Raw genomic sequence first — 12,117 nt, 5'->3', positions numbered from 1 at the left:
CAATATTCAATTTGGTTTTTAACACCTCAATTTGGAATTCATCGAATAAAAGGTAAAAATTACTTTAAGATAGGTAGTTTAAAAAGCTTTTTATACCAACAGCACAGAAAAGGCAACGAACAACATTAAAAAGGAGATAACAGTTTTTATGTTTTTGATTTTTAAAAATTATTTTGGTTATTCTTTCGAATAGTTATATTTTTTCACAATAATTGTAATCTGATATAATAAATAGATGTATAGAAGCTACTGATGAATAAACAGGGAACCATTGCAAAGAATACTATTGCTTTTAAGTATCATTTCTTTTTTTGGGTAAGTTATTTTCTAATTAATTTTGTGAGATGGGGTAGTTATTTTAATGATTATGCCTACTCTTTGAAATCTAACCTGGTAGAGTTCCCGCTCCATATTCTTATCGTATATTTTAATATCTATTATCTGATTCCAAAGTTGCTTCTAAAAAGGAAGTATCTCCCTTATTTTACAGTGCTGCTTCTTGCTTTGGGGGTGCATTATAGTGTTAGGACAGGACTGAATTTTTATTTGGTTTCTGAAGATATATGGCCGGAAGCTATAGGGGTGCAAAAGCCATTTAGGTTTAATCATATTTTGGCAGTTAGTATTGGTGAATTGTATGTGTTGAGTTTAACGGCAGCCATAAAATTTACAATAGAATTTTTAAACGAACGGACTAAAAATCAACAATTGAGAGAATTGCAATACCAGACCGAGCTCAAGTATTTAAAAGCACAGATGCAACCTCATTTCTTTTTTAATACCCTTAATAATTTATACGCCCTGACCTTAAAACGTTCTTCTGAGGCTTCCGATGTGGTTGTTCGACTATCGGATTTCATGAAATACGTTATCTATGACGCTAAGAAAAAAGAGGTGCCATTACTAAAGGAAATTGAATATATCGACAACTATATTGCTCTTGAAAAATTGAGACATGGATTGAACTTTGAAGCTAACATTAGTATCACCGGGGATATGGATGATGTTTTGGTGCCACCTTTGTTATTTTTACCTTTAGTGGAGAATGCCTTTAAGCACGGGGGCAATAATCAGGAGAGACATAAGATTGCCGTAGATTTTAAAAAGCTGGAGAAACAACTGATATTTACCATTCAAAATTATTACGATCCTGAGCTGAAGCAACAACAGCCGGGAGGGATTGGTTTGGTGAATTTGACAAGACGATTACATATGCTGTATAAGGATCGCTATACGCTAAAAAATCAAACGGATAAAAATGAATATGTTGTGACTTTAATAATTCCGATTGCATGAATATAAATTGCCTAATCATAGACGACGAACCTCTAGCGGTTGAGGTACTAGAATCACATTTGAAAGAGTTTTCAAATGCGGTAGTGGTTGGGGTTTTTAGTAATCCTATAGATGCTTTGCCGGCTTTTAAGCGACCTGATATCGATGTGGTCTTTATGGATATCAATATGCCTAGAATGAATGGATTGGAGTTTTTACGAAATCTTAATACACACCCTTTAATTATCATTACCACCGCATATAGAGAGTATGCTATTGAGAGTTATGAACTAGAGGTGTTGGATTATCTGGTAAAACCGATTCCTTTTAATAGGTTTTTAAAGTCTTTCAATAAATTAAACGCGCGCTTGTTGCAATCTAAAGGATTGAAACAGATTGGGGATTTTGATCAAGATCCTCATATCTTTTTAAAGGTTGATAAGAAACTGATCAAAATATTTTTAAGCGAAATATTGTATATCGAAAGTTTAAAGGATTACATCAAGCTTCACAGTAGAGAAGGGACTTTTATTTCCCATAAATCTCTATCGAGTATCAGTGAAGAACTTCCTGCGGAAAACTTTATCAGAGTACATAAATCATATACCATTGCTATTGACAAAGTAAAATCCATTGAAGGGAATCTTATTGAAATTGCAAATAAGAAAATCCCTATTGGTAGGAATTATGTTAAATATGCAAAGGAGCGGATATTAAACGACAAAGGAAATTTTCTAACAGAATAATAACTCAAAAGAAACTATTAACTAAGTATTATATAACTCATGACAACTACCTCACAAAAATCGAGCAGTCTAGTCCCTATGCTGATCATAGCGGGATTATTTTTTATTTTTGGTTTCGTTACCTGGATCAATGGAGCTTTGATTCCATTTATGAAAACTATTAATGAACTTACAGACGCACAGTCCTATTTGGTGGCCTCGGCCTCCTATATTTCTTTCGTTGCCATGGCCTTGCCCTCATCCTTCATTATTGCTAAATTAGGTTATAAAAAAGGAATGTCTTTAGGGTTGATTATCATGGCCATTGGAGCACTTGTTTTTATCCCGGCTGCAGAGGCCCGTACATATTGGGTGTTTTTGACCGGTATTTTTATTCAAGGATTGGGAATGACCATCCTTCAAACTGCTTCTAACCCTTATATCACAATTCTGGGGCCAATCGAAAGTGCGGCAAAACGAATTTCTATTATGGGAATTGCCAATAAATGTGCAGGTGCTTTAGGATCTTTAATTTTTGGAGCCTTGTTGTTATCTGGAATAGATGGAGTTCAAGAGAAATTAGCCGTTGTAGGTGATGCAGAAAAGAATGTGTTGCTACAAGAGATGGCTGACTCAGTGGTCTTACCTTATATTGTTATGGCAGTGGTTTTATTTGTGCTGGCATTACTGATCATCAAAGCACCTCTTCCTCACGTAGAGCCAGATGAAATTGAAGAAGATGAAACAACAGAGGGTGTGAAGACAAAAAAGACAAGTATTTTCCAATTCCCACACCTTTGGTTAGGGGTATTGACCTTGTTTTTATATGTAGGAGTTGAGGTGATCGCAGGTGACACTATTATTTCTTATGGAATTTCATTGGGTATGTCCGGTGCTGAAGCCAAGACCTTTACCTTTATGACTCTTATGGCCATGGTAGGTGGTTATATACTAGGTGTGATCTTAATTCCAAAATACCTTAACCAGACTACAGCACTTAGAATTAGTGCAGTATTAGGGATTGTATTTGGTATAGGTATTATCAGTACGACAGGATTTACCTCAGTGCTGTTTGTTGCTGCTCTTGGTTTAGCAAACGCATTGGTTTGGCCCGCAATTTGGCCATTGGCACTAAAAGGCCTTGGAAAGTTTACAGAAACTGCATCAGCCTTGCTGGTTATGGCTATTTCCGGAGGTGCAATTATCCCACCACTTTATGGATATTTGGTGGATCAAAGTAAGAACGAATTGATTGAAAGTGGCGTAGAGCAGTCTGTTGCAATGGCTGACGCTGCAACATCTAGTTATTGGATTTTATTCCCTTGTTATGCTTTTATATTGTTTTATGCCATATATGGGCATAAGGTAGGATTGAAGAAATAACACCACTAAACAGATAATTATATTAAAGTGTAGTATAAGGAGACCTCAATCATTGATTGGGGTTTTTTTTATTCAATTCGTAAAATAGGTTGGCTTAGCTTTCTCAACTCTTGCCTTCTGATTTACTTGATGATTATTTGGTGTTTGGATAATAAAGCAAGAGCTCCATTAGTAGAAAAGATCGCATTTTTCAGTTTATTCTTGTCAGGATCCATATGGATGTTATAGGAAGAGTATAGATTGGCTTTTTCAAGGTTTGTGTTTTCAAATAACGCATTTTTCAAACCACAATTCTCTAATAGGGCTTCGCTTAAATTGGCATCTGAAAAATCAGTCTGCTCCAGATTGCATTTTTTGAATCGGGTACCCTTGAGGTCTAAATTTTGGAAGGATGAATAGCTCAAATTACATTCTTCGAAATCAAAGGAAAGTAGAAAAGTAAGGCACTCAAAAAAATGTAAACCGATAAGCTTGGTTTGGAAGAAGCTTACTTCCTTAAATGAACAATTCTTAAGATGGGCTCCGCTAAAGTCACAGTTGTCAAACTCACATTCTACAAACTGTGTGTTACTCAGATAAACCTCACTAAATATGCATTTAGAAAAGCTGCAGTTGTCGAACTCTCCTGTATTAAAAGGCTTGGTTCTGAAGTCTATGTTTTCAAAGACTTCGTCCGTGAAATATGGCGATGTGGTCATTTGTATTTAAAAAGCCACGTTGGTATAACGTGGCCTTATTTTATTTTTGGTTTTTTAGTGTGTGGTTTATTGGATAACTCCTCCACAGCTAATTCTGCTACCTGCATCACCGCTTGGTTGTGATGTGAAGTCATCAGTTCCTTGGTGAACAATAACTGATTTTCCAAGAATGTCTTTTTTCTCATCTCCACATCCGATACACCATTGGTCTGTTTCAAAGGTGATGGTTCCGTTTCCGTTTGCGTCAGCTGTGAAGTTTCCGATATCACCTTTGTGATATCCTTCAGCATCTCCCCATTTACCATGTTTTTCAAAAGTAGGGTTCCAGTGTCCTCCGGCAGAGCTACCGTCTGCAGCACTACAATCAGCTTTTTCGTGTAAGTGGATAGCGTGATCTCCAGGATTAAGACCGTCAAAAATTGCGGTCATGGCTACTTTTCCGTTTTCTTCTTTAAAAACTACGTTTCCGCTTACATTAGAATCGCTCTTAGATTCCATTGCAACCTTAACTTTTTTAGCTTCTGCTTTTTTCTCAGGAGCCGCCGCCTCTGTGGTGGTGCTTTCTGTTGTTACAGAATTGTCCTCTTTTTTGCTGTTTTGTTTACAACTTACACCTAGAACTAGGATCGATGCCAGTAGTAATAGTTGTGTTCTTTTTAAAATCATAGTATTTAAAATTAAAATTATTTAGTTGTTTTAAATGGTTGTCTTGCTTTAAGCTGTTTTTGGGCTACTGCCCTAAAAACGAGCGTATACAATAAAAATCAAATGTTAAATTTAATCTAAAGTAAGAAGAAGTTAAGAGTTATTAAAATTTCATGCGCAAATTAACGAAGTTTTCACAGTGTACTATGGTTGATTTCACTGATTAGGCCACGTGTTTACTTGGGTTAACGAGCTGTTGACATGGATGATAAATGGTTTTATACTATTGGTTTATGTTTTTTTCGTTTTGCTTTACTGATTCTGTGTACAGGGTTTATTCCCCCCAAGCCAAAATGTTTAATACAAATTTAATTTTGAGGCAATTGACTTTAAAACAATCTACAATGGATTAGTGATAGATTTTACCTTAAGATCAGTTTCAAACTTTGGTATTGAGATTAATTAAAATTTAGTAATTAACTTTAACTGAAAATTCGATTTCCATGAAATATATAGTGTGTCAAGAACCTTCCAGTTTTGAATTAAAAGAAAAAGACTTAACAGCTAAAAAGCCCGGGGAGGCTCTGTTGAAGGTTCGTCGCGTTGGTATTTGTGGAACCGATTTACACGCCTATGCCGGAAATCAGGCATTTTTTAATTATCCTAGAATTCTCGGACACGAACTGGCTGCGGAGATCCTTGAAATTGACCAAAATGACAAAGGTTTAAAACAAGGGGACAAGGTAATTGTAATGCCCTATGTAAGTTGTGGAAGCTGTATTGCATGTAGGCGAGGTAAAACCAATTGTTGTTCTAATATTAAAGTGTTAGGTGTTCATACCGATGGTGGTATGCAGGAAGTCATTTCTGTTCGCACTGATCTATTAATTCAAACCAATGAATTGGAATATAATGAAATGGCTATAGTAGAGCCGCTGGCTATTGGGGCACACGCGCTTAGAAGATCCGATGTGCAGGCAGGAGATTATGTTGTCGTTATCGGTTGTGGTCCGATAGGGATAGGACTTATGAAGCTAGCTCAGCTTATTGGGGCTAATGTTATCGCCTTAGACGTGAATGAAGATCGTTTGCGTTATACCGTGGATCAGATTGGAGTTCAACATGCCTTTAATGTACTTGAAGATCCGGTAGGAAATATTTACAAACTTACCAATGCAGATATGGCTACTGCAGTATTCGATGCTACCGGAAACAAAAGAGCCTTAGAAACAGGGGTTGATTATATGGCACACGGTGGGGAATTTATCTTAGTAGGACTTTCTAAAGATGAGCTCTGTTATTCACATCCTAAAATTCACGCTAAGGAAACGACACTTAAATGTAGTCGAAATGCTACCTTGGAAGACTTTGAATTTGTAATCAAACACTTAAAAGAATTTCCGACTTCGTCCTTTATAACGCATGAGGTTCATTATACAGAAATGATTTCTAATTTTGATTCGTGGTTGGAGCCTAAAACGGGGGTGATCAAAGCTATGGTTCATTTTGACTGAGATTTAAGTATATACTCTTCTGTCAAAAGAATAATCATTCACATCGACCGAATTACTCTTTTGAAGTATAAAACAATTGAGGTTTAAAACGCTTTGCGAGTAAACCTGTTGCTGATTCAAGGTTAATATCTACAATTAATACCCCGGTTTGGCCATAGGTTTGATGTTCAAGGCAGTTACCATCCGGATCAATTATCGCCGTGGTGGATTCTGGATATTTTGAGGCGTAATTAACACTTGCAAAATATATAGTGTTTTCTAAAGCACGCATCATCATTGCCCGTTCGTAATATGGGTTTTCAATAGCACCAAAGATTTTCGGAATTGTGCCCTTATCGTTACTTCCGCTGTAGTGCGGGTGAAAGACGATCTGTGCCCCATTAACGGCACACCATCGCACGGATTCCGGATAGCGAAAACCTTCATGACAGATGGTAATACCAAATTTTAATCCATCTATTTCGAAAATCTGTCGTTTTTCCCCGGCAGCCCATATTTCATCCTCACTGGGATCCAATTGATTTTTTGTCTGGTATCCAAGTACTTCTCCATTTCTATCTATCACATATGCTAAATTATAGATCCTATTATTGATATATCCATCCATTGGCAGTATTATGGCTATATGGTTTGTCTTTGCAATGTCTTTTGCTGTATTTAATCCCTGTTGTAAAGCCTTAGGGGACCGATCTTCTATGGGGTACCCCATACCAGGGTAACCGGGAAGAAAGGATTCTGGAAAGCACACAATCTTCGCTCCCCCCAAAGAAGCCTCACGAGAGAGTGATTCGAGTAATTTCAACCCATGTGCAATGGAGTAGGGGAATGGCGGTGATGCGAGCGCGATTTTCATTGGTTTTAATTGGTATTTAGAATTTTATTATCTTTTGTGTGAAAAATTACAACTCTCTTCGCTGAAGGTCTGTATGCAAACCCGTTGAAAACCTGAACTTTCATTAGGAAAGGAGTATGTAGATCAAGATCGTTAAAAAGATTAGCGTTATGCCTGTGATTTTGACATAAGGCCATGATTTTTCCTCTATACCTGCTTCCATCGCCGGGTGGAATTGTTTAACCGGAAATAGTTTAGAAACTGTAAACATGATTATAAAGTTTAAAACAAATTCAATACCCCACAGGTGTACAAAATGGATATCGGATTTAAGAATAAAGGTAGTCAAAATGTAAAAAGTAAAGCCGAAAAATAAGCCGACTTTCGCGGCCAAAGCATTAATTTGTTTGAAAAATATTCCTGCGATGATTATGGAGGAAATCGGAATGAAAAATATTCCATTTAGCTGTTGTAATAGCTGGTATAAACCATCTGGAGCATAGGCCACCAATGGAGCAACCGTAATAGCGATGACAGCTAAAATCACAGATGACAATTTTCCGTATTTTACTAGTTTGGTATCCGATGCATTTTTATTTATTATTTTTTTATAGATATCAAGGCAAAAAATTGTGCTCGCTGAATTTAAAACACTGTTAAATGTACTGAGTACGGCCCCTAGTATGACAGCAGCAAAAAGACCGTAGAGGTAGGTGGGCAATATCTTTTTTACCAAAAGGGGGTAAATTAAATCAGGAGTGTCGTAGTATTGATCTTGAAAATAATAATACGCAATAAGACCGGGTAAAACAATGATTGCGGGGACAAATAATTTTAATACACCTGTATATATAAGGCCTTTTTGAGCCTCAACTAAGTTTTTAGCTCCAAATGCCCTTTGTATAATGGACTGATTCATTCCCCAGAAATAAAGTTGATTAATCATTAAGCCAGTAAATAAGACAGAGAAAGGCAACACTGAATCAGGTTTCCCTATAATATCAAATTTATCGGGTGCAAAATTATAAACCGTGCTTAACCCGTGAAACATGTCGCCATTACCGATTTCTAAAAGTGCAATTATGGGTATTAACAGCCCCCCTAACATCAAACCAATCCCATTTAACGAATCCGAGTAAGCTACAGCTTTCAGGCCTCCAAAAACAGCATATAAGGAGCCTATCACACCAATAACCAAAACGGTATAAATAAGAGATTGCGCTTTGGAAATGCTGAACATTGTAGAGAAGTCAAACACACTCTCTATATTAATTGCTCCAGAGTATAAAACAATTGGCAATAGTGTAATTACAAAGGAAGACATTAACAAAAATGCAACGATGGATCGGATAGTACTGTCAAAGCGTTTTTCTAAAAATTCAGGGATTGTAGATAACCCCATTTTTAAGAATTTAGGAATAAAAAATATGGCTGCAATAACAAGTGCTATGGCAGAAGTAACTTCCCAAGCAATAATAATAATCCCGTTTTTATATGAACTTCCGTTCATTCCTATGAGATGTTCGGTGGAAATGTTGGTCAATAACATTGATCCAGCAATAATAGGACCTGTCAAACTTTTTCCTGCCAAAAAATAACCTTTCGTGGTTGTAAATTGATCCTTTCTGAGCTTATACGTGGTATAAAGTATAACCAAAAAAGTAAAGCCGAAAAAGCCTAGATAAGTATAAAGCATTTAAATTAAGTTCAGTTAACCTCCAGGAGTATGTTTAGAATTTTAATACATTAGGAAGGTATTTTTTAACAAGTTCTTGGTAATATGGTTTAAGAGACTTGACATCCGGTTTTACAGGTGCTTTGGTGTATAAATCATACGGATTAAATTTTTTAACCCATTCAAACATTTCAATGTCTTTTTGATTCATCAAATGCATATAAGCATTTTCACGATGTTGCGAATAGAAGGAGTGATAGCGTATTATATATAAAGCCGACTCCGGTAAATAGGGTTTCATTATTTGGTATAAATACTCGTCATGGCCCCAACTCATTTTTACATTATCTAAACCACAATTTGGTGAATAAACACCGTACTTTGTGTTGTACCTTTTATCCGTTGAATCTGGATTTTCAGAGAAAAATTCGGGATAAACTATTTTTTTCGAAAATCTGCAACCCACCGGAAAGGTATCTCCAACAACGGCCCATTGCGGCTCTCCAAATAGGCACAGGACTTTGCCTACGTCATGTAAAAGCCCCGTGAGGACGAACCAATCCGGGTGACCATCCTTTCTAATAGCCTCAGAGGTCTGTAATAAATGTTGAAGTTGATCTAAATCTATATCGGGATCACTGTCATCTACTAGAGTATTTAAAAAATCAACGGCTTCCCAAAGGGACATTTCTTTTTTGTTAAACTGTAAAAATGTGTCTTCTTTTTGGCAAACAAAATCGTAGGTTTGATACTTATGGTTTAATTTATAAAATTCCCTGACGGTCTGCTGTCTATCAGAATCGATATAATTTCTGAATTCTTCTTTTTCTTTTATTGAAACTTCAGGATCCGGGTATCGTTCAATTAAATTGTCTTCCCAATCGTCTACATTGTGCATTGGGTTTGTTGAACTGTTATCTATTATTTTTCCCATGATTTTCAAGTTTATTTTACTTGGGTTAATGTATTTTAGAGACGGCATGAGAGTCGTCGGCTATAACAGCCTTCAGGCATCTTTGTATTTCTCTTAATATAGCCGGTAGTATAACTAGTAAATCGATTTACAATAAATTAAATACCGTTAGACCTTTTGGGTGTTCCATACCCTATGGGTCAACATCGATTGCTTATATAAAATGAACATAACAAACAGAACATTACTGTAAGTTTAATAAAAAAAACACAATAAAAATAGCGAATTACTATAAAATACATTAAATGATTGCTAATAAATTAATATGGAGTTCAATATTTTAGACCATTACAATTTAAACAGTATTTTAAGCAGGACTAGGATTCAACTGCCTGCAAATCAAGAGGTAAGGTTTGTTTTCTTACCCAAATGATTGATTGAGCCACAAATCTTATGCTTTTAGTTGGGTTCTTTCTTTAAAAGGAGCTAAAAAGCATTATTTAAATTAGTAATTTTATGTCTATATTTCTGGGAGCAGCGATCCATCAGCCGGAAAATTAATTAATAGCTATTTACAACACATTTGAACATGTTTGAGTTTCTACAAAAAAAGATCAATGAAACCATCGATATAACGGACCAGGAATTTGAACATGCCAAAACGCTTTTTATTCCCAAAAAACTTCGCAAAAGGAGATTTCTTTTACAGGATGGAGATCCTTGTATTTATACTTGTTTTGTTGAAAAGGGTCTGCTGAGGAGTTTCCGAATAGACGACAAGGGAAATGAACATATCTTACAATTCGGGATGCAGGGTTGGTGGGTAGCCGATCTTTATAGTTTTCTTACCGGTGAATCTTCAGAATATAATATTGAGGCCCTTGAGGATAGTGAGTTGCTTTTGATCACTAAACCATCGTGGGACTTGCTGTTAAAAGAAGTGCCTGCCTTCGAGCGCTATTTCAGGATACTAATTCAAAATAACTTGATTGCTACCCAAAACCGATTAATGAGAAATATGACTCTCACCGCTGAGGAACGTTATTCTAAATTGATCCGTGAATTCCCCGACATTATCCAAAGAGTACCTCAACATATGATTGCTTCATATATTGGTGTTACACGAGAAACACTCAGTCGATTACGCGGTCAAATCAGTCATCAATAGTCAGGAATTAGATCTTCTCGCGTTAGCTTCACTTTGTATTCTTAATATCGCTGTATTCGGCTTCTCATAGACTGGGTCTGGGGTACACCAACTTCGTTAACAATCCTTTAAGTAAAAAGTGTGACATAGATCACGCTCATTTATTAACACAGGTCATTGGCCAAGGAGCTATAAGGGGCTAAGTTTGCATTGTAATTATTATTAATCATAAAATCAAATATATTATGGCACATTCTAAATGGACAATCGACCCAACACATAGTGAGGTAACTTTTAAAGTAAAACACCTTATGATTTCAACAGTAACCGGAAAATTTAAAGCATTCGAGGGATCGCTTGAATCAGAAGGTGAAGGGTTTGAAAAATTGCAAAATGTCGAATTCAAAGCAGATATTTCTTCCATTGATACCAACAACGAACAAAGAGACGAACATTTACGTTCTGCAGATTTCTTTACAGTAGATCAACATCCTGAGTTGACTTTTAAAGCAAGTCAATTTGATGTGAAAAATGAAACCTTAGATGGTGAACTAACTATAAAAGGTATCACTAAACCTATTACCCTAGATGTAGAATTTGGAGGCGTTGTCGTAGATCCTTACGGACAAACAAAGGCTGGATTAACCATTAACGGGAAACTAAGCCGAAAAGAATTTGGATTAACTTGGGACGGGGTGACCGAAGCAGGAAGTGTTGTGGTTAGTGACCAAGTAAGATTGAACTTAGAAGTTCAATTTGTAAAACAAGCATAAAAAGTAGCATAGCAATCTCAGGGATTTAAAGATTTTAGGTCTCTGTGATTGTTTTTAAAATCAATATCAATGTTGACAAAAACAATCGCAATATTAACAGGGCAGGAAGAATGTCCACTAGAGCTATTAAAAGTTTTAGGGGAGCAAAAACTTCAGTTGCTTTTTGTTTGCTCAGATCAGCAAAGGAAATTGAGGCTTACAAAACAATTCGAAGAGTTGGATACTCAGGCGGAGCTCGATTTTATAAGTTGTGAAAAGGAAGGATGCTGGGAGGCGGATGTAATCATACTCTATCAGCCAGCGGAGTTTTCATCGGAGATAATTGAAAGAATTAGGGAAGTAGCCACACAAAAAACAGTACTGGTAGTTTCACAAGGGCAGTCAAAAAAAGATACTCATAATTTTGAAGCGCTTCTTCCTCACTCAAAAGTGATAGCTATTGAATTAGCCGAACTTTCGGATGGGAATATAAATTCTTATTTTGAATTAACTGAACATAGAATCTCTGAAATTTTGGGTCATCAATAAAAATAAATT

At 36.2% G+C, this 12,117-nt stretch carries 12 protein-coding genes; 7 read left to right on the top strand and 5 right to left on the bottom strand.

Translation table 11 applies throughout. The features are described from left to right. Positions 1–252: 252 nt before the first annotated feature. Genes ACN0TV_RS06710 through ACN0TV_RS06700 form a run of 3 tightly spaced genes read left to right on the top strand, consistent with a single transcriptional unit; the run spans position 253 to position 3,383 of the window. Positions 253–1,296 (top strand): sensor histidine kinase, encoded by a 1,044-nt coding sequence (locus tag ACN0TV_RS06710; protein ID WP_417361364.1) that lies wholly within the window; start codon positions 253–255, stop codon positions 1,294–1,296. Continuing rightward, positions 1,293–2,021 carry a LytR/AlgR family response regulator transcription factor gene (locus ACN0TV_RS06705; protein WP_417361362.1) on the top strand — a complete coding sequence of 243 codons (729 nt, stop codon included), beginning with the start codon at positions 1,293–1,295 and terminating at the stop codon, positions 2,019–2,021. The genes ACN0TV_RS06710 and ACN0TV_RS06705 overlap by 4 nt, the downstream gene beginning before the upstream one ends. 39 nt (positions 2,022–2,060) lie before the next feature. Continuing rightward, the gene (locus tag ACN0TV_RS06700; RefSeq protein ID WP_417361360.1) at positions 2,061–3,383 is read left to right on the top strand and encodes a sugar MFS transporter; all 1,323 of its coding nucleotides are present in this window, start codon (positions 2,061–2,063) and stop codon (positions 3,381–3,383) included. Between the two features lie 122 nt (positions 3,384–3,505). Here ACN0TV_RS06700 and ACN0TV_RS06695 read toward each other — a convergent pair whose 3' ends face one another. After that, positions 3,506–4,081 carry a pentapeptide repeat-containing protein gene (locus ACN0TV_RS06695; protein WP_417361358.1) on the bottom strand — a complete coding sequence of 192 codons (576 nt, stop codon included), beginning with the start codon at positions 4,079–4,081 and terminating at the stop codon, positions 3,506–3,508. A 66-nt stretch (positions 4,082–4,147) separates the two neighbouring features. After that, a complete protein-coding gene (locus tag ACN0TV_RS06690) occupies positions 4,148–4,747 on the bottom strand; it encodes a superoxide dismutase family protein (RefSeq protein ID WP_417361356.1) in 600 nt (199 codons plus the stop codon). 482 nt (positions 4,748–5,229) lie between these two features. Here ACN0TV_RS06690 and ACN0TV_RS06685 point away from each other — a divergent pair, with 482 nt between their 5' ends. After that, complete coding sequence (locus ACN0TV_RS06685; protein WP_417361354.1) at positions 5,230–6,240, top strand: zinc-binding alcohol dehydrogenase family protein; 1,011 nt, start codon at positions 5,230–5,232, stop codon at positions 6,238–6,240. A 52-nt stretch (positions 6,241–6,292) separates the two neighbouring features. Here ACN0TV_RS06685 and ACN0TV_RS06680 read toward each other — a convergent pair whose 3' ends face one another. The 3 genes from ACN0TV_RS06680 to ACN0TV_RS06670 all read right to left on the bottom strand — a co-directional run bounded on the left by ACN0TV_RS06680 (position 6,293) and on the right by ACN0TV_RS06670 (position 9,681). Beyond that, positions 6,293–7,093 carry a carbon-nitrogen hydrolase family protein gene (locus tag ACN0TV_RS06680; protein ID WP_417361352.1) on the bottom strand — a complete coding sequence of 267 codons (801 nt, stop codon included), beginning with the start codon at positions 7,091–7,093 and terminating at the stop codon, positions 6,293–6,295. 103 nt (positions 7,094–7,196) lie between these two features. After that, on the bottom strand, positions 7,197–8,768 hold the full coding sequence (locus ACN0TV_RS06675; RefSeq protein ID WP_417361350.1) for a solute:sodium symporter family transporter: 1,572 nt from the start codon (positions 8,766–8,768) through the stop codon (positions 7,197–7,199). A gap of 34 nt (positions 8,769–8,802) precedes the next feature. Next, positions 8,803–9,681: an inositol oxygenase family protein gene (locus ACN0TV_RS06670; RefSeq protein ID WP_417361348.1), complete on the bottom strand. Its 879-nt coding sequence runs from the start codon at positions 9,679–9,681 to the stop codon at positions 8,803–8,805. Positions 9,682–10,249: 568 nt separating this feature from the next. Here ACN0TV_RS06670 and ACN0TV_RS06665 point away from each other — a divergent pair. The 3 genes from ACN0TV_RS06665 to ACN0TV_RS06655 all read left to right on the top strand — a co-directional run bounded on the left by ACN0TV_RS06665 (position 10,250) and on the right by ACN0TV_RS06655 (position 12,108). Further along, positions 10,250–10,828, top strand: a complete 579-nt coding sequence (locus tag ACN0TV_RS06665) for a Crp/Fnr family transcriptional regulator (RefSeq protein WP_417361346.1) — start codon at positions 10,250–10,252, stop codon at positions 10,826–10,828. A gap of 224 nt (positions 10,829–11,052) precedes the next feature. After that, complete coding sequence (locus ACN0TV_RS06660) at positions 11,053–11,580, top strand: YceI family protein (protein ID WP_417361344.1); 528 nt, start codon at positions 11,053–11,055, stop codon at positions 11,578–11,580. Between the two features lie 69 nt (positions 11,581–11,649). Continuing rightward, a complete protein-coding gene (locus tag ACN0TV_RS06655; RefSeq protein WP_417361342.1) occupies positions 11,650–12,108 on the top strand; it encodes a hypothetical protein in 459 nt (152 codons plus the stop codon). Positions 12,109–12,117 lie beyond the last annotated feature (9 nt).

The organism is Galbibacter sp. (assembly GCF_048266365.1).
Lineage (GTDB): Bacteria > Bacteroidota > Bacteroidia > Flavobacteriales > Flavobacteriaceae > Galbibacter.
Note: the sequence above shows the minus strand (reverse complement) of the source record. Positions and strands in the feature narration are given on the sequence as shown.

Coding starts and splice junctions, on each gene's coding strand:
- ACN0TV_RS06700 (WP_417361360.1), top strand. CDS start 2,061: ATGACAACTACCTCACAAAAATCGAGCAGTCTAGTCCCTATGCTGATC.
- ACN0TV_RS06695 (WP_417361358.1), bottom strand. CDS start 4,081: ATGACCACATCGCCATATTTCACGGACGAAGTCTTTGAAAACATAGAC.
- ACN0TV_RS06705 (WP_417361362.1), top strand. CDS start 1,293: ATGAATATAAATTGCCTAATCATAGACGACGAACCTCTAGCGGTTGAG.
- ACN0TV_RS06685 (WP_417361354.1), top strand. CDS start 5,230: ATGAAATATATAGTGTGTCAAGAACCTTCCAGTTTTGAATTAAAAGAA.
- ACN0TV_RS06655 (WP_417361342.1), top strand. CDS start 11,650: ATGTTGACAAAAACAATCGCAATATTAACAGGGCAGGAAGAATGTCCA.
- ACN0TV_RS06670 (WP_417361348.1), bottom strand. CDS start 9,681: ATGGGAAAAATAATAGATAACAGTTCAACAAACCCAATGCACAATGTA.
- ACN0TV_RS06665 (WP_417361346.1), top strand. CDS start 10,250: ATGTTTGAGTTTCTACAAAAAAAGATCAATGAAACCATCGATATAACG.
- ACN0TV_RS06690 (WP_417361356.1), bottom strand. CDS start 4,747: ATGATTTTAAAAAGAACACAACTATTACTACTGGCATCGATCCTAGTT.
- ACN0TV_RS06710 (WP_417361364.1), top strand. CDS start 253: ATGAATAAACAGGGAACCATTGCAAAGAATACTATTGCTTTTAAGTAT.
- ACN0TV_RS06680 (WP_417361352.1), bottom strand. CDS start 7,093: ATGAAAATCGCGCTCGCATCACCGCCATTCCCCTACTCCATTGCACAT.
- ACN0TV_RS06675 (WP_417361350.1), bottom strand. CDS start 8,768: ATGCTTTATACTTATCTAGGCTTTTTCGGCTTTACTTTTTTGGTTATA.
- ACN0TV_RS06660 (WP_417361344.1), top strand. CDS start 11,053: ATGGCACATTCTAAATGGACAATCGACCCAACACATAGTGAGGTAACT.